The following is a 23,008-nucleotide window of genomic DNA, read 5'->3' on the forward strand; positions in this document are numbered from 1 at the left end:
GGTGATGCAGTTTGCTTGGTCACGAACGGCCCTGCAGCAACATACTCGAATTACCCTCGAAAGCAGCCGAATACGCCGTGCACGCGGATCTCGCCGACACCGCCATGTCGGCTACAAACTCGACGAGCATCTCGGCGGAACTGACCCACTCTTGGTGTACGATCTGGAATGAGTCCGCTGCTGGGCCGGTCCACCCCATCGACAGGCGCGCCACCGCTGCATCGGCCGCGAGCACGCGTTCTCGAACGAGCGACGCGTAGCTGTCGATTCTGTGCGTCAGAGCTTGAAGTTCGTCGACATCGACCGTGTAGTTTCCCTCCATTGCTAGTCGAGGTTCAGAGTTCGGATGGAGAAGGCGTTCGCTGACTCGGTTGACTGATACTCAACGCGCGAAATAGTCAGCCCGTCGATCAGGCTTTCTAGGCGGTCCACCACCAGTCCGCCGTGGTTACGCACAGCAGACCACCTCGCGAGGTAGTCGTTGGCGGCCGCCCCCGACCAGTGATCACTAACTGTTCCTTCAATGTCCGTCGACATGGCAGCAAAGCCCTCATGGAGTTCGTGTGCGATGGAGGTGAGTGTCTCAGCAGCAGTAATCATGGTCGCCGGATCGGCATCGACGGTGTCCGGGCCTTCCGCGTCGGGCATCAGCGTGCCCGACGCGGCACCGAGGGACAGGCGGTAACGCATTCGCACACCCCGACAAGAACTGCATTCAAAAGTGGACCCCCCAGTCTCGACTCGTGAGCAATCTACACGAAAACGCGAGCGGTTCTGCCCAGCACGTAGCCGGCAATGCTGGTGAGGGCCTGTGGCTCGATCCACCCGTGGAACGAGCACCCTTGCCGCCAGTCAGCTGCGGTTTACCCACAGCTCCGTTGTCTCCGGACAGCCTGCTGCTGAACCCCCGCACTCTGCGGCAAGCGACATGTCAACCGAAGTGCCCCGAGCGGCCAGGAATGTTTTCGCATCGAATGCTCCGCGTTTGTCACAGATGTGTGACGCTGACCTGCCGGGATCAGCGGATGCAAATGAAGGCTTTTGGTGGCGTAACTGGATCTTTACCAATCCATAAAGGATTACAGATTGGTATGGTAGTCCGATGGCCACTGATCCAAATCTCGGGCTGGCTGCTGTCGAGTACGAGAGTCGGCCGTGGCAGGCGTCATCCATGCATGCATCCAGAACCCAACGCAGGTTGCACGCGGGGGACTACCGAGCTGCCGTCCTTCCTCGGATCGGCGACCTCGATCTGCAGCTTCCTGCTGAATTGTCGGCTGAATCCGAGGATGCGCTGCGTGAAATCGTTCGGTTCGACGAATACGCGTCGAAGCGGCTCGGCTCGTCCACCGAGCTGGCGCCGATGAGTTCGATCCTGCTGCGATCCGAGAGCGCTGCCTCGTCGCAGATAGAGAACCTCACCGTCGGCGCGCGTTCGTTGGCTCTCGCCGAGTTGGGCTCGCCGAGCAGTCGAAACGCGTCGATCGTCAGCGGCAACGTGCGCGCCATGGAGGCCGCACTCGCAGTGAGTGCAACGGTGTCCGCCGAGTCGGTACTTGCCATGCACCGGGCACTGATGAAGCCGGCAGGTGACCCCGATGCAGGCCGATGGCGCACTCAGCAGGTCTGGATCGGTGGCTCTGATGTCGGCCCACACCACGCTGCATTCGTTCCGCCACACCACGATCGGCTTGCGAAGTCGTTGGACGATCTTTTCGTGTTCGCATCGAGGGACGATCTTCCAGTCCTTCCGCAGGTGGCCATTGCCCATGCTCAGTTCGAGACGATTCACCCCTTCACTGATGGGAACGGACGTACCGGCAGATCACTGATACATACGATGCTTCGACGGGCAGAAGCAATCGAACGTGTCACGGCCCCATTGTCCGCCGGTCTGCTGACGGACACGGCGTCGTACTTTTCGAGCCTCGACGAGTACAGAATGGGGCACGTCGAACCGATAATTCGGCGCCTGAATGCCGCGACTTTCACAGCGGTGTCGAATGGCCGAACATTGATCGACGAATTGGCAGCTGCTAGAGATCGTTTCATCGGAGCCGTTGTTGCGCGCCGCGAATCTGTCGTATGGAGCCTGATCGATGCGCTCATTGCACAACCCGTGATCGACAACCCTTTCGTGCAGAGGACGTTCAATGTAAGTGATATGTCTGCTCAGCGAGCCATTGACCGACTCGTCGACGCGGGCGTTCTTCACCAGACGTCGAAGGGGCGACGGAACCGCGTCTGGCAGGCAGACGAGATCCTCGATGCACTCGACCGTTTCGCCGAGCGCACCCGTCGGGCCAGGTGGTAGCGACACTGTTCGTGTTGTCAGTTGGACCTCTCGGGTGCGAGCGCTACCGGAGGGTGTCCGCGATCCCCGGCGCGAGGTTGTCGACGGCGTAGGGGATCGACAGTGACCCGCAGCCGAAGGGGCCGATCAGGCGCAGGGTGGTGACCCGGTCTCGGAAGGATCGAATTCGGTTTCGTCCCGCGAAGTTTGATCGTCAGCAACAACGGAGTATCCAGTCGGTCCGGATGCTGCAGTTCACCAAAAACCGTGCTCCGAAAAGTCCGACCATGCTGTCGAAGGGCTCGGACGTCCGGCAGAGGTAGATGCTCCCGAGCAATGCTGTGCAGCGCCAACACGATGCTGCGAACCGGTCCAGGGGGCCAGTCTAGTTGGCGTACAACCACTTCAACTGCCCGTCGACTACCGACGGAGTCCACGCACCGGCGAACGGGCGGCCCGACTCGAGAGCATCAGCGACGTCGGTGAGCAATGCGCTGATCGAGATCCACTGCGGGCCGTCGTCGTCCGCGCCGACCTTGTCGAATTCGGTCACGCATCCGTGTAGCGGACCGGGCCTGGTGTCGACGAACAGCAGGTTGCCGTCGACGCCCGCGAACGGCACGAACTCTGGGAGCCACGTGCCCACCGAGTCCCCGGCCATCGACGCGCGCAACTCGTCCTCGTCCATGTCCTCGGCGAATTCGCCCCAGACCTCGAGCTCCACCTGACGCTCGTCGATCACGCGCTCGAGATCGAACAACTCGTGCGATGGCAGCAGCGGCACCCATGCCTCGTGCGGAAACCCGTTGACCGACCTGAAAAGGGCCTGCAGTTCCTCGGGCCAGCCGACGCCGGTGCGTGCGATGGCGTCGTCGATGGCGGTCTGCTCTGCGGGGACCACAGGTGCGGTGTCGAGATAGGTGCTGAGCCACAGTGCAATTCGGTCCCATTGATCGGTGATTACACCGGTTGGGGTGGAGAACTTCGTGGGACCGTCCTGTGCACTCGGCATCGTCTGAATAGGCTGGTACGCGGGTTCGATCCGTCCCATCGTGTACTCGATGGCGGCATGCACCCGGCGACGGAGTTCGTCGTCACTCAGGTCCTGGTCGCCGAATGGGACCGAGTTGCCCGGCTCGTCATCGACGACGACATTGCCGAATTTGCCGATCAGCGTGCCGTCCTCGGTGTGCGTGAGCGAACGTCCCATCGCGACGAGCTGCTCGATCGCGGTCTCACGATCATGCGCCTCGCCACCCCGGGTGACGATTCGTTTCGTCTCGCTGTTCCAGATCGACACATACCATTCCATATCGTTCTCCTCGGTCGTGGTGGCTTCGCCACCCGCGCCTGCATGGTCGGTCCAGGTACCGACTATGCACGATTGGGTGCCGAAGAAAAATCTAGAGCGGTGTGCCTCGAGCGATTGTCGATCAACTCCTGAAAAGCCCACGATCCCAAATCGCCTTCACGGGCCGCTCAGGCTGAAAACCAGCGTGGTTCAGGGATAGTTCGCCGTCGCCCATAGCCGTCAGAACTGTCTCCAGTGACTTCCATCGGCCGCGTTGGACAGGGGTGAGTGACCGTATTCGGTGAGCAGCCTCACGAAGGTGGTCGGCTAATTGCGCCTCTTCTGGACTCAACAGCTCGGCATACCGATTGTCGAGTAGGTACGGGGACCTGTCGCTGGAGTACATCGCTGTTCCGTCGAGCAAGATCTCCAGGTCTCGCGCCGCTACTTTCATATTGGAGGAGTCGGACGCTGCGAGGTAGTCGAAATCGCCTTCCCAGAGTGCACTTCGAACGGGATCGTTCTGCAAGGTGACCACCGTCCCCAACGGGCGTTGATGATTATTGGTGGCATTCATTGCCAGAACCTCATGCGCTAGCCGTAGTACATTGTCATCGGTCATCGAGGCGCCTATGACAATGAGATGGCCTGTTGCCATGATGGATTGCACGATGGACCCGAGAGGGCGTCGCTCGGCGTCGTAGCGAACGAAGTCTCGACGACTCAGCACGATACTTTCAGGTGCCGCGACGTCACCGTGCATCTTGAGTAGCCATGCGCGATCACCAACGGCGTTCTCGCGCGGCAATACCGAGATCGAATCTGGGCCGTTCGCTGCTTTGAATGCGTCCTCGTACAAGGAGTCGTAGTTGGTGGTGACAACTTTCTCGACTGACAACGACGCTAGAAGACAGTGCGCAAGGGTGGGAACCTTTTTCGCATCAGCGCCCGTAGCTCCCGCTGCGCGTTCTCCGAGGGTTTGCCCCTGAACAGACTTCGACAGCAATTGGGCTCTGTCGAGGACACCCAGCGTTGCAAATTGATCCGGATCCAGATCTGGAAGTGTGTCCTTTTTGATGGTTGCGAGTAGCTCGTCCCAGGTGGGGAGGCCTGCCGATATGCTGACGCCGGCACCGAGCAGGAGAGCGGTGTCGCCACCTCGAATTTTGGAAGCCAAGTGGGCGCCCGCCTCGCGCTGGCGAGTTGGCAAGGATCGTTCTCGCCGAATTGCTTGGAAGGCAGCGTAATCCGCTGCATTCTCCACCACGAAAACGACATCGAAGTCGGATTTTGCGACAAATTCGAGTGTTGTCGCATAGAGCGCCTCGATCACTTTTCCGCGGACGCCTGCGTACCCTCCTCGTCCTACCCCAATGGTTGGGAGCGCGATCAGCGGTCTCACTCGACCGTCGCTCACGAACTTCGGCCGGTCGGCGTCGATTAGTCGTAAAAGATGGTCGAGGCCGTCGATCAGCCACGTGACGGATGGATGGCCGCCGTGGGCGACGTGCAACAGCCAGGCGGATCGGCTCTGAGTACTGTGCGGTCGAAATCGCCGAGCCCTGTGATCTTGGTCGACCGGCGGCGGGGGCTTCTGATCGATGTCGAGGGCCGGCCACCACGTTCGACGAGGTACGAATGTTCCATCCGTCGGTACGATCACGACATCCGATGCCACTGCTTCGAGTCTGCCCCGGACGACGAAAACGTGCCCCTCGATCCCTGTTTCCGTTGACATCTCACGTTCGTTCATAGCGCATGCCCGGAAGGCCGTCGTTCGATCACACCGCCCATGCTAGATCGTTCGGTCGGGCTGGTCCGATGGCCGGCAGTGATCGCTGCACACATCCGTAAGTCATGGGCCATCGTGCACTTTGCTCTTGCTAACGGATTACGTGTCGGAGGCAACCGATAGATTGTCCGCGGGAGCGAAGACGTCGCATCCGGGGGCGAATTTGGAGTTGGCAGTGGCTAGTCGGGAACACGACGCAGAACTCAAGGGGCGGGTAAAGCGCCTTATGCAGTTCCTCCGCGAGATCGTAAAGTCTCGCACCAGTCCGGTGTTGCAGGTTCAGCAGCACGCGCAGGTCGAATGGCTGTTCCGTGATGACAGGGTCACCCAGGTCGACCCGTCGGTCGTGCAAGGCGGCATCGCTGTCCGTGCCCCAAGAGTCAGCATCGAAGATCCGCCGCCGGTCCCGAAGGTTCTCACGGGATGGCTTGACGCGAAGCTGGTTACCGATAGTCGATCGAAGTCTCCGCAGTTGTCGGAAACCTGCTCGTTGACGGGTCTCGGCGCCATCCAGCGCGACTCACCAGAAGCGGAGACAGTGCGCAGCGCCTTCGCTGAGTGGTTGCCGACGTGGCAGACCTGGGCTGCATCCGATCGCATCAGGCGACCGCAGGCAGAGTTCTATCAGTCGCTGCAGCGCATGATGCAGGAGCTGTCTGCCCGTCCGGAATCCGTCGAACTGGTTCTGGCATCAGGGCTGCTTTCTCTTGCGTCGTTCGATACCGAAGACGCTGTGCAGACCCACCTGATCACTCAGAGCGCGTCCGTTGATCGTGACGAAGCAACCGGTGATCTCGTTGTACGCCTGACACCGATGAGCTCGCCGCGACTCGAGGACACCCAGCTCCTCACGGGTAGATCAGATTTCGATTCCTCGGGTTCGCTCGGTTTGCAGAAGCAGCTACAACAGCAGGCCGCATCGCCGCTGAGTGATGGCGTTCTGTTATTCCTCAAAGATTGGGCACCGCGGGCCCTGACGCAGACGATCGAGGTCAACGAACTACTGGAACAACCCGCTGTGAAGTCGGACAAGATGCTAACGCCGTCACCAGCATTGGTGCTTCGTAAGCGTGGCGCGTTTGCACTGGTCGAGTACTACGAGAAGATGATCGCCGACGTCGAGGCGGACGATTCACCTGTGCCCTTGGGATTGGCTCAGCTGGTGGAAGCGATCGAGCCCGATGACCGTCTCCATTGGCTCCAGAGCGTCGGCGCTGCAGCTTCTTCGACACTCGCCGACGATCCACTTTTCCCGCTCCCTGCCAATGCCGAGCAGTCACAGATCCTGGAACGGTTGGGTAAGGACAGCGGTGTTGTCGTCGAGGGTCCGCCTGGAACAGGCAAGACCCACACCATCGCCAACCTCGTCTCGGCGCTGTTGGCTCGCGGTCAACGAGTCCTCGTCACGAGCGAGAAATCGCAGGCACTCCGCGTACTGCGGGACAAGCTGCCGGTCGAGATGCAAGAACTCTGTGTCTCCATCACCGATCTTGCACGCGGTGGCTCGCACGAGCTGAACAAGAGTGTCGCGACGATCGCCGAGCGCAAATCCTCTTTCAACGAGCGCCTCGAAGATCAACGAATCAAAGATTTTGCTGCCAGACGGCAGGCTGCCCGGCAGAATCGCTCAGCCATCCTCGAACGCATCCGCTCGCTGCGGGAAGCCGAAACCTACCAGCATCCTCCTGTTTCCGACGGATACGAAGGTAGCGCAGCGTCGATTGTCAAGCAGGTCAAGGCAAACGAGGCGGCGTATTCGTGGCTTCCGGGTCCACTGCACGCGAAGCAACCTTCCCTGTCCGGCACAGAGATCGGTGAGCTACGCAAGCTCATCAGTACTGCGTCACCGACTCAGAGTACTCGGCCGGCCAAACTACTTACTCCTATCGAATTCTTGCTGCCGGATCGGCCGGCACTGGAGGAGCTTTTCACCCGAGCTACCACTCAGGTTTCGACCGATACCGCCGAATCCGCGCAGCTCATCGAGATTCTCGGGGGCGTCGACCTGCCTACTGCGCAACAGGTTCGGTCGCTGTGCGAGAGCTTGCATGGTCTCGTCGACGACGTGCAGCAACTCTCGCCCCAATTCCAGCAACTGGCCGACCGCGTCCTGTCCGGCGAGGCCGACTACCTCTGGGCGCGTGTTGATTCTCTGCCCGCGATTCTCGATATCGCGGTGCGAGCAGACTCCGCGGTGGGCCCGCGAGATGCCTACAGCTCGGACACCACATCTCAGGGCCTGACTGTCCTCAACGCGTTGGCCGTCGCTCTGGAGACAGGTGCCAAATGGAAGTCGGGTCGATTCTTCAAGAGCGTTCAGCAGCGAGCCTACGAACAGTCAGGCATTGTCGCCACCGTGGATGGTGCTCCCGCGGCCGACGCCAGTGCACTCCGTGCAGTGGCGGAGCACGTGAGGGCTTTGGACGCTATTCGTTCAGCGGGGATGCTCCTCGCCGACCTGCGCATTTCGGTAGTCGTCGACGGATCGCGAGGCCTGCAGATCAACAGCTTGCAAGGAACGTTCCGATCCTTGGACGTTATTCGAAACGTTGTGGCAACTCGTGACCACCTGGTGTCTCAGCTCAGGTCTATTTCGCATTCGCACCCGAGAGTTCGTTCCCTGGCCGAAGCGTCATCGATCGCCGGCGCGGCCGGTGCTATAGCCACGAGGTCGGATGTTGAAAGCGCACGCGCGGAGTTGGATCAGCTGGTCCGATCCGTGTCGCTCGAGGTGGACAAAGCTCCCTCACCCGAGGGAGAGACATTGATCCAGACGCTCGATTCGGCTGACTTCAGCGCGTTGGAAGACTCTGTCGATCAGTATGTCTCGGCGTGCAGTGAAACAATAAACCAACTGCGGTTGACCGAATTGGAGTCTCGTTTAACTGAAGCAGCGCCCGCCCTTGCGAAGCTCGTTCGAACCACGGCCGGCAACGAGGAATGGGACCGAATCGGTTGGGAACTCGACAAAGCGTGGGCATGGCGCCGTGCCCAGGAGTGGATTGTCGAGCAGCACCGAACCGGTAGGGAGCAAGAGCTCGATGCGGAACTTGACGCCGTCGACGCCGATATTGCGCAACTGACATCCCAGCTCGCCGCAGCGAGCGCGTGGCGCGACTCGCTCAAGCGAATGACCGCGACAGAAGTGCAAGCACTGCAGACATACCGCGACCACGTCGCCAACATCGGTATGGGCACTGGCAAGTATGCGGAGAAGTACAGCAGCGCAGCTCGTTCGGCGATGCTCGAAGCGCAGAGCGCGGTCCCGGCCTGGGTGATGCCGCTTCAGCAAGTTCTCTCGTCCATTCCAGCAAAGCCCAATACGTTCGACGTCGTCATCGTCGATGAGGCCAGCCAAGCAGACATCACGAGTCTGTTCCTACTCTGGTTGGCGCCACGCGTAATCGTGGTGGGCGACGACAAGCAGTGCACACCGAGCGAAGTGTCGAGCGGCGCGCTCGACACGATTTTCGATCGGCTCGACCTCTACCTGGGTGACCTACCGGAGCATGTGCGCACAACGCTTACTCCGCGGTCGAGCCTGTTCTCGATGCTGCGGACTCGATTCGGCCAGGTGGTCCGTCTACGTGAGCACTTCCGGTGCATGCCGGAAATTATCAACTGGTCGAGCAACCAGTTCTACCGTGATTCGCCGCTGATCCCGGTCCGACAGTTCGGTGCAGACCGGCTCCCACCGCTGGCCCACACGTACGTCGAAGGCGCCGTTCATCTCGGCAAGGGCGCAACGCTCAGAAACGAACTCGAAGCGGCCGCCATCGTCGACCAGCTGATCGAGTGCTTCGGCAACCCGGCCTACGACGGCAAGACTTTCGGAGTCGTGGTGCTTCAGGGCCGCTCACAGGTCGACGTCATCGAGAACCTCCTGATGCGCCGGGTGTCCGCCGAAGTGTACGAAGAGCGGAAGCTGAGAGTCGGTACACCACCCGATTTTCAGGGCGACGAACGTCATGTGGTGATGCTGTCACTGGTCGTCGCCCCAGAGCAGAAGTTCATCTCCTTGACTCAAAGCGAGTACCAACGCCGCTTCAACGTGGCTGCCTCACGCGCGCAAGATCAGCTCTGGCTGTTCCACTCTGTGACGGCGGATCGACTGAAATCAGGTGACCTCCGCAAATCATTGCTGACCTATATCAGCTCGACCTCGCCGGTTCCGGCAGAAGCCATGCCGGAGAGCGTCAGTCGTGACCTTCGCCAGTCACCGTTCGACAGTCTCTTCGAGCAGCGAGTGTTCAACGATATCGTCGCTCGCGGTTATCACGTCAACCCCCAGGTCGAGGTCAACAGCCGCCGAATCGATCTGGTTGTCACCGGCGGCGCGTCGAGGCTGGCCGTCGAGTGCGACGGCGACGCGTTTCATTCGACTCCCGAACAGCGGAACGCCGACCTGGAGCGCGAACAAGAGATCAAACGCGTCGGCTGGACATTCTGGCGGTTACGCGAATCCGAGTACTACCTGGACCAGGAGGCTGCGCTTTCGTCTCTATGGGAAACGCTCGACACACTCGGTATCTCCCCGTACTCGGTGAACGCCTCCGCAGGACAAAAGGTGCCGACGACGTGGGCCCCGATAACACTGACCGCTGACGAATCGGTCGTGGAAGACATTGCAGAAGAGGAGGCCCTTGCTGGTGCCCCCGTGATGTCTGGCGTGGCGGCAACTCGGGCGCGGAGGACAGCGCCGATTGCTCAGGTTTCCGGGGTTTCCTCGGCGCAGGTTGTGCGTGAATTACAAACTCCAATAAGTGAATCAACCGAATCATCACGCCATCCCGACGGTGCGGTACCAGCGCAGCCGAAGCGAGGAATCCTATCTCGGAAGGATATCCGCGAGTACTTACTCCAGCGTTGTACTGCAGCGGAAGTGTCAGCCGATGAGATCGCAACTGACCTGGGGGTCGACGAGGCGATCGTGCGCGCCGTGGGTAGGGGACTGGTGGTCGAAGGCGCCCTGGAAGAGATCGGCGGGCAGTACCGCACTGTGCAGCAGGTAGAGGCGAAATGATGACCGCACACGAAATCCTTCCGTCTCTGGAAAGCTGACTCGGCAGGCCGCAGCGGTTACTGCGATTTGGCCGGAGTGACTTCGGGCTGATATCGCCTCGCCCCCAACGTGATTGCCTCCTGGGCGAATGCAGGATGCGGGTTCCGAACCACCAGTTCGGTTCCGTCCTCGGAGGTGAGTGCTCGGGTGATCTCTCGAAAAGTGCTCAGGCTTCGGATGGTTGGGATGGCCAGGGCAATACCAACAATGAGCAGCAGGGAGCGGGGGCCTTCGGGGATCCATTCCATCAGGGGGGAGATAGGCCCGGTGATGATGACGGCGGTCAGGGCAACCAGTACAAGACTCAGTACTCGCCGCCCGAAGACGTACCAGCGGCAGGTTGGGCAGACTGACCAGTGGGTCTCTGCGCGTATTGTGCGTGACCTTCGCGCCGCGATGCGGTCACGCCCTGCCCAAGGACCGATGCTACTGAGGATCTTTCGTGGTATCGAGAGGTCGTCCCAGGGGATGCTTGGGCGTGAGGGCACAAACGCCGTGAACGACCAAGTCCCTAGGTTGCCGTGCCGAACGCAGACCGACGGCAGCGTGGCATCGAGCTTTCGCATGTTTTTGTGATCTCGTTTGGGACTCTCGGTAGCGAGGAGGTGACGTAGCGAGAAGGCGATGGATGGCTCGGGCACGTAGTGATAGTGCGACATGTGTCGTCACTGAGCAAATCATGCCGACGCCGGTCGTCGAACTCTGCGGCTGGAATGGTAGTTTCACCCGAATTGCGAACGGGGGTGGGTGGAATGAATGTAGACCCAGCGGAGCTGCAACGTTTTGGGCATAGAATAAGCGACTTATCGGGTCAGTGTGTTACAGCCGCGGACTACGAGGAGAAGTACTTGTCGATTGGTGTGTCCGATGTAGGTAGCATATTTTTACCGGTGCTACAGCAGCTTGATGAAATTCGGGATGTGATTGTGGCCAATATTGATTCGATCCGGCATCTGACTGAAACATCGGCGCAGAGCCTTGTCGATGCTGCCAAGCAATACCGTGCGCAGGAAGCAACCAATGCCGGCCAACTCGACGGCGTGGGGAGCTGGTTTCCGTGACCGAACCTGTTTCGCACCTTGTGGCGCCCGTTACGGACGATCCAGTACCAGATCTCCTCGAGAACGCGTTGGACGGATCTTTGACAAGCCCGGCATACCTCGTCGGTGAGGCTATGGTCTTTTGCGGGATGGTTGGTTCGAACGATCCATGGGCCTTCATCACTGAGAAGCTGTCCGGCAATTGGCAGGCTGTTCAGACTGCAGGTAAATCGCTGGAAGGCTTGGCGAAGTTCAACGCCGCTATGGCTGAAGAGCTGGCGTCGAGCACATCTGCTGTGATGAAGTCGTGGGAGGGTGATGCAGCAGACCATGCTGAGCATTACTTTTCGGAGTTGGGTGATGTGATTGCCCGTCAGAGTCATTCCATCCAGAATATGGCGGATCAGCTTGATCAGACGTCGATCGGATTGTACGAGGTTTCAGAAGCGATCAAAGACTTGCTCAGTAGCCTCGTGGACTACTTGATCATGATTGGCGTCTCGCTATCGGCTTCCGTTGTAGCAGCGGCTACTGGACTAGGTGCCCCCGCCGCTGCTGGCTTCCTTGCGACAGCCTTACTTACGGCGAAGATTGCATGGACCTTTGTCACTGAAATTCAGAAGTGGCTTGGCCGTGCCTGGATGGGCGCTCAGGCCGCAATTGGGTTGATTGCGGGTGAAGTGGCGGCCGTTCGAGACACGCCGTTACCTCAGCTTCCGACTTCCGGTTACCAGTTCGGAGGAGCCTGACGCATGGAGCCGCCGAAAGAGCCTCTGTTGGATATTTTTCTCGATGATCCATCGCTGGCTGCCCAACTGAGAAAGTCAGTCGAACTTCTGGCCGATAATGCACCGGACCCTGCAATGGGTGAGATATTAAAGCAGGTGCTCGATGGGGAGAAAAGCTTGCGCGACGTCGTTGCGGCTACAGACTTCTCCGAAATGTTTCGTCCCTATGCCGAATCAGCGGTAACCGATGCTGCTCACATGACGGACGACGAGAAGGAAACGATGGCGAAGCAAGGTCGCCTCCAGGTCGATGCGGAGTACGAGGCGCAGGTTCGAGCGACGTCAGGTCGTCCAGCATCGGTTCCAGAAGACAGTGTCGATTATTTTCGGAACCGCGGCTCGATTATGGAATCGGGTTGGTAGACCGCTATTTTTGACGTTCAACCAACGAGAGCGTTTCCGTCTTATCCGGCGAATCAAACAAAGCGACGCGGAAATGGCGGGGTTGAATCGATCGTCGTGAACCCCGAGGACTTCGCGGAATGGCCGTGGCTCTACGAGGCAGGCTACCGGGCGAGCGAAGCGACGTGGAAGTCGTTGATCAGGTAGACGCATCGGGAGATTCAAGGCGGAGCCCTGTAGATGCGTCCCTGCGTGAACGAATCGCTCGCTCGAGTAGGACACGATTATCAGTTGCGTGCGTTCATTCACCGGGTAACACTCGGCTCGAACGGGCCGATGCGAGGGGAGGGTAGGGGACACGCTCGATCAACGGAGGCAACCATGCGTCAGCTGTCGAAGTCCCCGAGCACGACCCATGCGCTAGTGGCTGCCGCCGCAGCCTGTCTTGCGATGTTCGCGGCGGGATGCGGCAGCGAATCTGCCGATTCCCCTCAGGCTGCGACAATCAGCTCGACAACTATCGAGGTGACTACTACGACCTCTACGCCTCCGGCTCCGCCGCCTGTCGAGGTCGCACCCCCCGAACCTCTGCCCGAATCCGTGTTGAGCGAACCTGATGCTGTCGATTGCAGCCAGCCGATGCAGGCTCCGACGGACCAGTTCGGTGCTCCGATGTCCAACGGCACGAGCATCTGCGCGACGGTTGTGGAGTGCGCTGATATCAGCGAACATTACGAGTTCGGGACTGCCCACATGTCCGACGGCTCGTTGATGTACACGTCCGATTGCAATGCGTACAACCAACAGCAGAAGGCGCAACAGCAGGAAACGCCTGCGGATCCAGGTACGACTGCGGGTCGCGGCTACACGTGCGACGATTCGGGATGCACCTACCCTGACGGGTTGACGGTGCCTGGCTACCAACGCTGCGGTGTGGGTTGTGGCGAGGCGCCGACCTCAGGTGACGTGCAAGGGGGATGGGTCGCCTGTCTCGACACCGGCGCGACCATGGACCAGTGCAGGGAGCAGCTGGGCAACTGACGGCGTCTCGGGCCGGGTGGTCCAAGTGTTAGTCGCGAAGCGCGACCGGCAGCCACTTCGGCCACTCGGCGTGCCCGACCAGTCGGCCTCGATCGAATGTCGCGATGGTGCGAAAAGGGTTGCGCGCTGTCGAGTTGTCGTACACCCGTGCGTGATCCGCCACTTCGATTGCGGAGCGAACGAGCGTCCACAGTCGGTCGTACCGCTCGCGCACCTTCACTTCGGGAACTGAATGGCCGCCCAGTTGTACTCGATTGGCTACTCGCGCCACGGCGAGTTCGACTGGTATCGCGACGATGTGCACAGTGACCAGAAAGCCTGCGCCGACAGCAGACTCGACGAAATTCAACTTGGACTCGTGTGAGAATACGGTTTCGGTCGCGAACGACGTTCTATCGGCAACATGGCGTGTGCGCTCCGCTGCGGCGGCGCGGGAAGCATCATAGGCATGGGCCGCCTCGTCGCCGGGCCAACGTGCGTGCGCAATCTCGTCGGCGTTCACGAATGGCAGATGGGTTGCAGGCAAAAGTACCCGCGTATAGAAGGTGCTCTTTCCAGCGCCGTTAGGGCCGGCGAGTAGGTGGACTACCGGGTCCGGGCTCATGCTCGAGGTAGACCCGGCTCCGATTGTTCGGCGCGCACATTTCCATCTTCGTCGGCCTCGACGAAGGGGCGCCCCTCGGCGCTGAACTCACCCTCGAAGTTGAGCGACTCCGTCACTGATTCGATTCGCTCGGACCACGCTGCTCGGGTCACAGCCTGCTCTCGCGCAGACAAAGTGTCGTAGCTTCTCCTACCAGCGAGGACAGCGGAGATTTCACGGGTGGACACATGATGTGAAGTTTCCATCTCGCGGCCGACGAGCGCCCAGTGTGCGACCTGCTGGGCGGCGCTTCGACTGGCTGCCGATCCCGCGATTTTGGCGGCGGCGTAGAGGTCGTCGTCTATACGTAGGGACGAGGTGGTGCCCATGGTGATCTCCGATCGATACCGGGTGGAACTCCACTGTAGCAATCTGCCACAGATGCTGCCAGACCGCTTCCGTAGTACGTGGTCGGTCTCGTGGCCATCACCGAATTCAGCTATATTCGTCAAGTCGTTCTGCGGGTGGAACAGGACGGCGATCATCTGCGTCTGAACCTGTAGAACCGTTGTCTCTGCTAGTGGGGGAGGGCGTGCATGAATATTCAGGCGCGGTTGCACCATGGGCTCCTCCTAAGCGTGTCGTGCCACGCTTTATGTGAATGTGGGCCGATTTCGATCGTCTTTGACCGATTAAGCTTGCAATGCCATGCGTAAGCCGATACCCAAGGGCCGACCCCCTTCAGAGGGTTCATAAAGCGTGCTGCAGCAAGCCTAGGGTCAACTACCCACCTACCGTTTGGCGACGAACAAGACAGAACAGTCATTGCTCCTTGCCGAGATCTACCGTCGAGGAGCGAGCTGGCGGTTCCGCGCAATCGGTCAAGGGTACGACGACGGTCTGGCGGAACTTGCCGTGCGATACGGCGTCGAGGTGGACGACTAGCCATCGATTTTCGGGAGGGATTGGTTGCAAGTTCGCTGATCTGGCCTTCAAAGGCCGGCGGTTGCGGTTGAGCTAATGTCGTGCGGGTGACGGAGACTGACCGGCCTGTGTTGTTGACAATCAAGGTGACACTGGATGAAGTGGAGCCACCGGTGTGGCGGCGTGTTGCTCTGCCCTCGAACCTGCTTCTTCCCGAGTTGCACAACGTGATTCAGGATGCGATGGGCTGGGAGGGCCGACATTTACACGCATTCTCTTCAGGGGAAGGCGGTGCCGGTGATGGTCAACGGTTCGAGATGCAGTTCTCGCTCGACGAAGGCGACGACGGTACCGGGATTGCCGAGGACGACATCCCGATAGGTCGGTTGCTGTCCCGGGTGGGTGACAGCCTCGGATATCAATACGATTTCGGCGACAACTGGGAGCACCGGCTCGTCGTGGAGGCAATCGGCGGGCTGGGTGACGACGGCGTCCGCTGCCTCGGCGGTGAGCGCGCGTGCCCTCCCGAGGACTGCGGGGGACCGTACGGATACAAGGACTTCCTGGAGGCCCTCGCCGACCCGGGGCGTGAGGAGCACGAGCACTATCGCCAGTGGGCGGGAATGTTCGAGGCAGGTCGATTCGAGGTGGACGAGGCCAACGCGCGGATTGTGTCCAGGCGCGATCTCAGTGACCTGAGTCGACTGGTCACCCGTGCGACGCCGTTGTTGGGAACGATCCTCGACCGCGCGCCGCTCGACTACCACCGACTTCTCACGCCTATGCTTCGACTCATCGATTTCGACGACGTCGACGTGGACCCAGTCATCTCCGGCGTCGCCATGGAGAAGCTGTCCTGGATGCTTGCTCGCATCGGCCCGGAAGGGCTTCAATTGACTGCTGCCAACTACTTACGACCCGTTGACGTCGCGGCAATGCGGGACGAGTTGGACTGGGGGCGGGACTGGATCGGCAACTCCTCGCGTGAAATCGACAATCATCAGGTTCATTGGATGCGTACCGCACTGAAAGACCTCGGCCTCGCCCGAGTGCTCAAGGGGCGACTGATCCTGACACAGGATGGTCGAAAACTCGCCAACGATCCCGTAGGTTTGTGGCGCCGGGCAGTCTCGAGATCCCCACTGGGTAAGTCCGACCTGGAAGTTGACGCCGGGATTCTGCTTCTGGTGACTGTGGCAGCAGGATGCGATGGGACCGAACGTAACGCGGCGATTTTCGATTCGCTGTCCGCCATCGGGTGGAGGGTGCCGGACTCGGCGCGTCCGTACACGCAATACCTCGCACGGCCGACACTCGACCTTCTCACCCTCGTAGGAGCTGTTGGATCGGGTCTCGGACGACGAGATGCCGGACCTGACTGGGGTCGGTCGTTCGCACGACAGTGCCTCGGGTAGTTGCGCCGTCGACACGCATATCGTGACCTAGGATTGCACGGAATTCGGGATCCTTTCGGGCCGATCGGCGCGGCCGTCAACTAGTCCCGATCGAAGCATGCCGTTGTTGGAAACGGTCTGCGCGCGGACGAGTTGTGTTATGCGACAACTTGGTCCACGAACTGTAGGTGAATCACCGGTGCCGGCACATTCGCGTCGAACGTTCTTTTTCCAGCACTGTTCGGTCACGCGAGAAGATGGAGTACTGCGTCACGGTCACTCACGTTCGAGGCCCGGCCTATTGGAGCGGATTCACGTAGCCCACCCGATTGTCGGCGAGCTTGAAACTAGACGGGCATCACATCTTGACTTTCATCATGACGCACGCCACACTTCATAACTAACTGGCGCGTCAGTCAACTAAGGAGTCGAGCGTGAGATCAGCGAAAATTGGATCCCGAGTCGCAGTCGGGCTGGCCGCACTGCTAGCTCTGTCTGCGTGCGGGGTAGGCGGTGATCCGTCGAAAACCCTCACCGTCACCATGTGGGGAGGGGCAGGTCAGCAGACCCACATCGAGAGCTACGTGACTCCGTGGGCGAAGGCGAACGGTCTCAAGGTCCGCCAAGACTCGCCCTCGGACTACGCGAAGATCGCCGCCCAGGTCGACAATGGCAACGTCAAGTGGGGCGTGGTCGAGGTAGAGCCGAACTACGCAGAGACTGCTTGCGCGAACGGCACCCTCACCCCGTTGTCCGAGGAGGTGAAGGCCGCGGCCGTCGCCGCGAACATCGATCCGAAGTTCATGAGCGACTGCGGTATCCCAGTCTTGTTGTACGCGTTCACTATCGCCTACAACACGGACACCTTCCCCGACGCTCACCCCACCACGTGGGCTCAGTTCTTCGACACCGATACATTTCCTGGCAAACGCGGTTTCTGGAATTACGCCACCGGCGGCATGTTCGAGGCCGCACTGCTGGCAGACGGGGTAGAGCCGGAGAATCTCTATCCTCTCGATCTGGATCGCGCATTCCGCAAGCTGGACACGATCAAGGATGACATCGTCTTCTACGACACTGGAGACGAGCAAGCTCAACTGGTCGCCAGTGGCGAAGCGCCCCTGGTCCAAGCCTGGAACGGTCGAGTCGGCCAAGCTGCGGCTGAAGATCAACCCATCGCAAACGAGTGGGGAGAGAACCTGATCTCGCATGACCAGGTGGTCATTCCCAAGGGCTACCCGAACACAGAACTGGCGATGGACTGGATGGTCCACTTCCTCGGCGACGTCGAGGGCCAGGCCCGTGATGCCGAAGGCAGTCTGTTCGCACCCGTCAATCCCGCGGCGCTCGACGAGGTCCCCTCCGATATTGCCAAGGAACTCTCGACCTACCCGGCCAACATCGAAGAATCGGCCGGCGCGATCGACTACCGCTATTGGGCCGAGCACTACAACGAAGTCACCGAGCGACTGAATGCGTGGGCCATCTCATGAGTCATGTTCTCGAAGCCCCGGTCGAAGTGACGGCTCCCAAATTGCCGAAGAGTGCAAAGCCGCCGTGGCGGTCACGCTTCGAGACCAACGGGTGGTCGCTGCTGCTGTTGCCGGTCGTGGTGTTCCTACTCGTGGTCTTCATCGCGCCACTTATCATGATGTTTTCCAAGAGTTTCACCGATCCCACTGTCGGACTGGATAATTACCGGGCGATCTGGGAAAACTCCCTCTACCTGAAGGTCCTGAAGAACACCTTCGTCGTCGCAATCGGCACCACGGTGCTGACACTGCTCATCGCGTTCCCCTATGCGTATTTGATGACTCTGGCGACCCCGTTCTGGCGAGCCGTGATGATCATCGCGGTCCTCGTACCGTTCTGGACCAGCCTGCTGGTACGCAGCTTCGCGCTGGTGCTCGTGCTGCGGGACACCGGCGCTCTGAACACCGCCCTCGACTCGATGGGCGTCATCGACGAACCGCTGCCGCTGCTACGTCACATGTCGGGGGTGCTGTTCGGCATGGTTCAGATCACGCTGCCGTTCGCCGTGCTGCCGCTATACGCCACGATGCGCGGGATCGACCGTCGGCTGCTCCAAGCGGCAGAGAGTCTCGGGGCCAGGCCCTCGCTGGCATTCGCCAAGGTCTACGTGCCGCTGACGATGCCCGGCATGTTCGCCGGCGTGATCCTCGTCTTCATCCAGGCACTCGGCTACTACATCACGCCCGCCCTGCTGGGCGGTCCGCAGAACACGATGATCGGCGAGCTCATCGTCCAACAGGTCAGCACAGTGCTGCGGTTCGGCTTCGCGGCAGCGCTCGGTGTCCTACTGCTCGTGAGCACCCTCGTGCTCCTCGCCATCGCCAGCCGATTCGTGGACATGAAGAAATATTTGATGGGGCAATCATGACTAGACTCCTGACCCGGGCGGCGTTGATTCTCGTCGCCGCGGTGACCATCGCGTACCTCCTCCTGCCGGTACTGGTAGTGATCCCGATGTCCTTCTCGGACAGCGCTTTCCTGCAATTTCCACCGAAGGCGTTCTCCACCCGCTGGTACGAGCAGCTGATCAACGATCCGACCTGGATCGAGTCGGCGCTGGTAAGTCTGCGAGTGGCGGTCCTCTCGACGATCTGCGCGGTAGTGCTGGGCGTGTTGGCCGCGCTGGGCCTGGTCCGCGGCAAGTACCCGTTCCGCGGGGCGCTCACCGCACTGCTGCTGGCGCCGGTCATCGTGCCGTACGTCATCGTCGGCCTCGCGGTCTACATCGTCTTCCTCAAAATGGGGCTGACCGAGACGACGCTCGGCTTCGTGCTCGTGCACACCGCGCTGGCGGTGCCGTACGTAATTATCAATGTGGCCTCCGGGCTGGTCAGCTTCGACCGAGGGTTGGAACTCGCGGCGCAAAGCCTCGGTTCGGGACCGATCTCCACCTTCTTCCGCGTGACATTCCCGAACATCGCAGCCAGCGTCTTTGCCGGAGCCCTGTTCGCCTTCATCACCTCGTGGGACGAGGTTGTCAGCGCGATCTTCCTCTCCGGACCGGAAATGACCACGCTGCCAGTGCGGATCTGGTCCGGCGTCAAGGTCTCCGTAGACCCGACGGTCGCCGCCATCTCCGGCCTGACCCTGTTCGTCATCATCGGCTCATTCCTCCTGTTCGGAGCGATGAAGCTGATCCGCCTGAGCATTCGCACGTACCGGCACCGCAACGCCGGCGCCACGATTGGAGCAACGTCATGAGCACCGCAACCCTGAAAACCCCGGCCGCAACCGACAAGCCAGGCGCGGGCATCACCGTCACCGGCGTGACCAAGAAATACGGCACCACCACGGTGCTGGACAACCTGGACCTCGACATCCGCGGCGGCGAGTTCCTCACACTGCTCGGGGCCAGCGGCTCCGGCAAGTCCACACTTCTCAACATCATCTCGGGGTTCATCAAGCCCACCGACGGCAACATCGAAGTCGATGGACGGATGCTGACCAAGGTGCCGCCCCACAAGCGCGGCTTCGGCGTGGTGTTCCAGAACTACTCACTGTTCCCGCACATGACCATTGCCGAGAACGTCGCCTTCCCGCTACGCAGGCACGGTTGGAACAAAGCGGACATCAAGAAGGGCGTCGCCGACGCACTGGAGTTGGTCCAGCTCGGCCACCTCGGCGCGCGGATGCCGTCGGAACTCTCGGGCGGTCAACAGCAGCGAGTGGCGCTGGCCCGCGCGGTCGTCTTCCGCCCTCCGGTGCTGTTGATGGACGAGCCTCTCGGCGCGCTCGACAAGCTACTGCGCGAACAATTGCAACTGGAAATTCGTCGCCTGCACAAGGAACTGGGCATCACGTTCGTGTTCGTCACCCACGACCAGGACGAGGCACTCGCGATGTCCGACCGCATCGCACTGCTGCGCGACGGCGCGATCGTCCAGGTAGGTACTCCCGAGGAGCTCTACAAATCCCCGAACTGCACCTATGCGGCAGAATTCATCGGCGCGTCGAATATCTTCACGGGCACGATCACGGGCGGCGTCTTCACCGAGAACGAGACTTCGAACCGCTTCCAGGTACCGGCCACCGCGCCCAGCGGAGCGGCCAGCGTAATGCTGCGTCCCGAGCGCATCGGCATCATCGGTGCGGGCGAGACCGTCGCCGCCGACCACGACAAGATCGACGGAACTGTCGAGGACACAGTCTATTTCGGCAATTGCCGTCAGGTGCAGGTTCGGACATCGGATGGTCGTCTGCTGATCGCCCGCACCCCCGTCCCGCATACAGCAGACGCGGTGACGGCCGGTGCCGCAGTGCACGCGCATTGGCCCACCGTCGATCTCACCGTCCTCGATCGCTGAACCAGCCTCACCAACTCAGGAGTTCCATCGCTATGGCTACTACCACGATCGCCGGCGCAAGCCTGCGCGTGTTCACAGATCCGGAATCGGTCGCCGTCATCGGGGCGTCGGCGGATCTGTCGAAGTGGGGATACTGGCTGGCACGCGGCGCACTCAAAGGCCGCGATCGGCGCAGCGTGTATCTGATCAACCGCAGCGGGGCCGATATCCTCGGCGAGCGCAGCTACCGGAGCATCGCGGATCTACCGGCCGTGCCGGAGCTCGTGGCGCTGTGCGTGCCGCCGGCTACGGTGGGCGCGGTCGTCGACGAAGCGCTCGCATTGGGAGTGCGTGGATTTCTCGGCATCACCGCCGGAGCACCCGGCGAGCAGGAGATCGGCGCGCGGATCAAGGCAGCAGGGGCCCGAATGGTCGGCATGAACAGCCTCGGCATCTTCGACGCTTCGACCACGCTGCAGCTGGCCTGGGGTGAATTCACTCCAGGCTCCATCGCGATCATCTCGCAGAGCGGCCAGCTCGGTTCGGAGATCGCGACACTCGCAGATCGCGCCGGACTGGGTATTTCACGTTTCGTTTCCATCGGAAACCAGACCGACGTAATAGCGGCCGAGCTGCTCGAAGACCTGATCGGCGATGAGCGCACCAAAGTCGTTGCTCTCTATCTCGAAAGCTTCGCCGGCGGCAGGCAACTGATCTCGACGATCGCCCGACTGCGCGCGGCCGGTAAGCACACGATCCTGTTGACCGTGGGCGCGAGCGCGGCCAGCACCCGGTTGGCTCGTTCGCACACCGGATCGATGACCTCCGCACTGGATGTCGTCGATGCGGCGGCGCGTGCCGCGGGCGCGGTGCGAGTGAATACCCCCACCGAGATCATTCAGGTGGCGCGACTGCTGATGTCGGCGCACCTACCCGCCGGCGGCCGTGTCGGCGTAGTCGGTGACAGCGGGGGACAGACCGGTATCGCGGCCGACGTTGCATCCATGGCCGGGTTGGAAGTTGCGGCGTTCAGCGAACCACTGGCGGGCGCCCTGACGGACATGCTGCCGGACGGTGCTGCGGTCAGCAATCCCGTCGATCTCGCCGGAGCCGGCGAGAAGGACTTGACCACCTACGCCACCGTCGTCGAGCAGATGCTGGCATCGGAGGAAGTGGACTCGGTACTGTTGACCGGCTACTTCGGCAGCTACGGCGTCGACACACCAACTCTTGCCGCCTGCGAAACCGATTTGGTCGAGCGAATGGCGGCTTCGGCACGCGCGGCAGGTAAGCCATTGCTGGTGCATTCGATGGTGGCAGAGGGCCCCGCGATCGAGGCGATGTGGGAACACGGTATCCCGGCCTACGCCAGTATCGAGGCTGCGGTGTCCTCCCTGTCCTCTGTTACCGCCCTGCAACGATCCGGTCGAGAGATGACCGTATCGGCGCCAGACCACACTCCGATCGGCCCGGGATATCCTGCGGCTCAATCGTTTCTGCGTCGAGCTGGGGTCGAGTTCCCCGGCAGTGGCCGCGTTCTCGTGGCCCAGGACATCGACCGAGTAGCCGCTGAGCTCACGGCTCCTTTCGTCCTCAAAGCCGCTTGGCTCGAGCACAAGAGCGAGGTCGGCGGCGTAGCGGTCGGTCTGCGAGACGTGACGCATGCCCGCGAAGCCTTTGCCCAGATGCACGGCACGCTCGGCGACGGCGAGTACATCCTCGAGGAGATGGACCGGCGCCCGGACGTCGTGGAAATCCTGCTGGGTGTACGCCGCGATCGTGACCTCGGACCTGTCGTGGTCGTCGGAGCTGGAGGCACCGAGGCGGAGGTTTACCGTGACGTCGCGATCGAAATGGCGCCCGTGGATCGCAGCACCGCCGCGGCGATGATCGAGCGACTCCATTGCCACGCACTGTTACTCGGTTGGCGCGGCAAGCCTGCGGTGGACATCTCCGGACTGACCGATCTTGTCGTGGCAGTCTCCGAACTTGCCGCCGCCCACTCGAGCATCTCGGAGATCGAGCTCAATCCGCTACGCGTAGGACCGAACGGCATCGTTGCGGTGGACGCACTGATCATCGAAGAACCCTCCTACTGAATCTCTTCAGAAGCCCAAATCTTCTCAGAAGCATTGACAAGCA

The 23,008-nt window shown here is 60.9% G+C and carries 19 protein-coding genes and 1 pseudogene; 13 read left to right on the forward strand and 7 right to left on the reverse strand.

The genetic code is table 11. The annotated features are described in order from the left end of the window. Positions 1 to 19 precede the first annotated feature (19 nt). Both E5720_RS16675 and E5720_RS16680 read right to left on the reverse strand, forming a co-directional pair. Positions 20 to 322 (reverse strand): WXG100 family type VII secretion target, encoded by a 303-nt coding sequence (locus E5720_RS16675; RefSeq protein ID WP_136171568.1) that lies wholly within the window; start codon positions 320 to 322, stop codon positions 20 to 22. Between the two features lie 2 nt (positions 323 to 324). Next, complete coding sequence (locus E5720_RS16680; RefSeq protein WP_168708367.1) at positions 325 to 648, reverse strand: WXG100 family type VII secretion target; 324 nt, start codon at positions 646 to 648, stop codon at positions 325 to 327. Between the two features lie 454 nt (positions 649 to 1,102). Here E5720_RS16680 and E5720_RS16685 point away from each other — a divergent pair, with 454 nt between their 5' ends. After that, entirely contained in the window at positions 1,103 to 2,314 is a 1,212-nt protein-coding gene (locus E5720_RS16685) for a Fic family protein (protein ID WP_136171570.1), read from the forward strand. Positions 2,315 to 2,678: 364 nt separating this feature from the next. On the opposite strand, the gene E5720_RS16690 is transcribed toward E5720_RS16685, so the two are convergent. Beyond that, a complete protein-coding gene (locus tag E5720_RS16690) occupies positions 2,679 to 3,605 on the reverse strand; it encodes an SMI1/KNR4 family protein (RefSeq protein ID WP_136171571.1) in 927 nt (308 codons plus the stop codon). A 121-nt stretch (positions 3,606 to 3,726) separates the two neighbouring features. Beyond that, positions 3,727 to 5,322: an SIR2 family protein gene (locus E5720_RS16695; RefSeq protein ID WP_168708368.1), complete on the reverse strand. Its 1,596-nt coding sequence runs from the start codon at positions 5,320 to 5,322 to the stop codon at positions 3,727 to 3,729. A 229-nt stretch (positions 5,323 to 5,551) separates the two neighbouring features. Between E5720_RS16695 and E5720_RS16700 the strand changes: the two genes are divergently transcribed. After that, positions 5,552 to 10,399, forward strand: coding sequence for an AAA domain-containing protein (locus E5720_RS16700; protein WP_136171573.1), 4,848 nt, complete (start codon positions 5,552 to 5,554; stop codon positions 10,397 to 10,399). 56 nt (positions 10,400 to 10,455) lie between these two features. Here E5720_RS16700 and E5720_RS16705 read toward each other — a convergent pair whose 3' ends face one another. After that, positions 10,456 to 11,079, reverse strand: coding sequence for a hypothetical protein (locus E5720_RS16705; RefSeq protein WP_136171574.1), 624 nt, complete (start codon positions 11,077 to 11,079; stop codon positions 10,456 to 10,458). A 111-nt stretch (positions 11,080 to 11,190) separates the two neighbouring features. Between E5720_RS16705 and E5720_RS16710 the strand changes: the two genes are divergently transcribed. From E5720_RS16710 to E5720_RS16730, 4 genes are all read left to right on the forward strand, one after another. Further along, complete coding sequence (locus E5720_RS16710; RefSeq protein ID WP_168708369.1) at positions 11,191 to 11,499, forward strand: type VII secretion target; 309 nt, start codon at positions 11,191 to 11,193, stop codon at positions 11,497 to 11,499. After that, positions 11,496 to 12,227, forward strand: a complete 732-nt coding sequence (locus E5720_RS16715) for a hypothetical protein (protein WP_136171576.1) — start codon at positions 11,496 to 11,498, stop codon at positions 12,225 to 12,227. The genes E5720_RS16710 and E5720_RS16715 overlap by 4 nt, the downstream gene beginning before the upstream one ends. 27 nt (positions 12,228 to 12,254) lie before the next feature. Further along, complete coding sequence (locus tag E5720_RS16720; RefSeq protein ID WP_136171577.1) at positions 12,255 to 12,629, forward strand: hypothetical protein; 375 nt, start codon at positions 12,255 to 12,257, stop codon at positions 12,627 to 12,629. 360 nt (positions 12,630 to 12,989) lie between these two features. Further along, the gene (locus E5720_RS16730; RefSeq protein WP_136171578.1) at positions 12,990 to 13,649 is read left to right on the forward strand and encodes a hypothetical protein; all 660 of its coding nucleotides are present in this window, start codon (positions 12,990 to 12,992) and stop codon (positions 13,647 to 13,649) included. A 28-nt stretch (positions 13,650 to 13,677) separates the two neighbouring features. Here E5720_RS16730 and E5720_RS16735 read toward each other — a convergent pair whose 3' ends face one another. Both E5720_RS16735 and E5720_RS21835 read right to left on the reverse strand, forming a co-directional pair. Next, the gene (locus E5720_RS16735; protein ID WP_136171579.1) at positions 13,678 to 14,253 is read right to left on the reverse strand and encodes an AAA family ATPase; all 576 of its coding nucleotides are present in this window, start codon (positions 14,251 to 14,253) and stop codon (positions 13,678 to 13,680) included. Then, positions 14,250 to 14,855 (reverse strand): hypothetical protein, encoded by a 606-nt coding sequence (locus E5720_RS21835; RefSeq protein WP_210729888.1) that lies wholly within the window; start codon positions 14,853 to 14,855, stop codon positions 14,250 to 14,252. The genes E5720_RS16735 and E5720_RS21835 overlap by 4 nt, the downstream gene beginning before the upstream one ends. Positions 14,856 to 15,045: 190 nt before the next feature. On the opposite strand from E5720_RS21835, the pseudogene E5720_RS16745 reads away from it, so the two are divergent. The 7 genes and pseudogenes from E5720_RS16745 to E5720_RS16775 form a co-directional block, all read left to right on the forward strand. Further along, positions 15,046 to 15,177: pseudogene (locus E5720_RS16745) on the forward strand (TerD family protein); the annotation flags it as partial. 86 nt (positions 15,178 to 15,263) lie between these two features. Next, the gene (locus tag E5720_RS16750) at positions 15,264 to 16,571 is read left to right on the forward strand and encodes a plasmid pRiA4b ORF-3 family protein (RefSeq protein WP_168708370.1); all 1,308 of its coding nucleotides are present in this window, start codon (positions 15,264 to 15,266) and stop codon (positions 16,569 to 16,571) included. A 413-nt stretch (positions 16,572 to 16,984) separates the two neighbouring features. Beyond that, on the forward strand, positions 16,985 to 18,043 hold the full coding sequence (locus E5720_RS16755; protein ID WP_210729889.1) for an ABC transporter substrate-binding protein: 1,059 nt from the start codon (positions 16,985 to 16,987) through the stop codon (positions 18,041 to 18,043). Continuing rightward, complete coding sequence (locus tag E5720_RS16760; protein WP_136171581.1) at positions 18,040 to 18,951, forward strand: ABC transporter permease; 912 nt, start codon at positions 18,040 to 18,042, stop codon at positions 18,949 to 18,951. Before E5720_RS16755 ends, E5720_RS16760 begins: the two co-directional genes overlap by 4 nt. Positions 18,952 to 18,992: 41 nt before the next feature. Next, a complete protein-coding gene (locus E5720_RS16765) occupies positions 18,993 to 19,784 on the forward strand; it encodes an ABC transporter permease (RefSeq protein ID WP_210729890.1) in 792 nt (263 codons plus the stop codon). After that, positions 19,781 to 20,887, forward strand: a complete 1,107-nt coding sequence (locus E5720_RS16770; protein ID WP_136171583.1) for an ABC transporter ATP-binding protein — start codon at positions 19,781 to 19,783, stop codon at positions 20,885 to 20,887. The genes E5720_RS16765 and E5720_RS16770 overlap by 4 nt, the downstream gene beginning before the upstream one ends. A gap of 32 nt (positions 20,888 to 20,919) precedes the next feature. After that, the gene (locus E5720_RS16775) at positions 20,920 to 22,965 is read left to right on the forward strand and encodes an acetate--CoA ligase family protein (protein WP_136171584.1); all 2,046 of its coding nucleotides are present in this window, start codon (positions 20,920 to 20,922) and stop codon (positions 22,963 to 22,965) included. The last annotated feature ends 43 nt before the right edge of the window (positions 22,966 to 23,008 follow it).

Origin of the sequence: Rhodococcus sp. PAMC28707, from assembly GCF_004795915.1 — a bacterium.
In the GTDB taxonomy this organism is placed as follows: domain Bacteria; phylum Actinomycetota; class Actinomycetes; order Mycobacteriales; family Mycobacteriaceae; genus Rhodococcoides.

What these genes read in the sequence shown, in the direction of transcription:
- E5720_RS16695 (WP_168708368.1), bottom strand. Translation starts at nt 5,322, where the DNA reads ATGTCAACGGAAACAGGGATCGAGGGGCACGTTTTCGTCGTCCGGGGC.
- E5720_RS16685 (WP_136171570.1), top strand. Translation starts at nt 1,103, where the DNA reads ATGGCCACTGATCCAAATCTCGGGCTGGCTGCTGTCGAGTACGAGAGT.
- E5720_RS16710 (WP_168708369.1), top strand. Translation starts at nt 11,191, where the DNA reads ATGAATGTAGACCCAGCGGAGCTGCAACGTTTTGGGCATAGAATAAGC.
- E5720_RS16735 (WP_136171579.1), bottom strand. Translation starts at nt 14,253, where the DNA reads ATGAGCCCGGACCCGGTAGTCCACCTACTCGCCGGCCCTAACGGCGCT.
- E5720_RS16680 (WP_168708367.1), bottom strand. Translation starts at nt 648, where the DNA reads ATGCCCGACGCGGAAGGCCCGGACACCGTCGATGCCGATCCGGCGACC.
- E5720_RS16690 (WP_136171571.1), bottom strand. Translation starts at nt 3,605, where the DNA reads ATGGAATGGTATGTGTCGATCTGGAACAGCGAGACGAAACGAATCGTC.
- E5720_RS21835 (WP_210729888.1), bottom strand. Translation starts at nt 14,855, where the DNA reads ATGGTGCAACCGCGCCTGAATATTCATGCACGCCCTCCCCCACTAGCA.
- E5720_RS16760 (WP_136171581.1), top strand. Translation starts at nt 18,040, where the DNA reads ATGAGTCATGTTCTCGAAGCCCCGGTCGAAGTGACGGCTCCCAAATTG.
- E5720_RS16775 (WP_136171584.1), top strand. Translation starts at nt 20,920, where the DNA reads ATGGCTACTACCACGATCGCCGGCGCAAGCCTGCGCGTGTTCACAGAT.
- E5720_RS16675 (WP_136171568.1), bottom strand. Translation starts at nt 322, where the DNA reads ATGGAGGGAAACTACACGGTCGATGTCGACGAACTTCAAGCTCTGACG.
- E5720_RS16770 (WP_136171583.1), top strand. Translation starts at nt 19,781, where the DNA reads ATGAGCACCGCAACCCTGAAAACCCCGGCCGCAACCGACAAGCCAGGC.
- E5720_RS16730 (WP_136171578.1), top strand. Translation starts at nt 12,990, where the DNA reads ATGCGTCAGCTGTCGAAGTCCCCGAGCACGACCCATGCGCTAGTGGCT.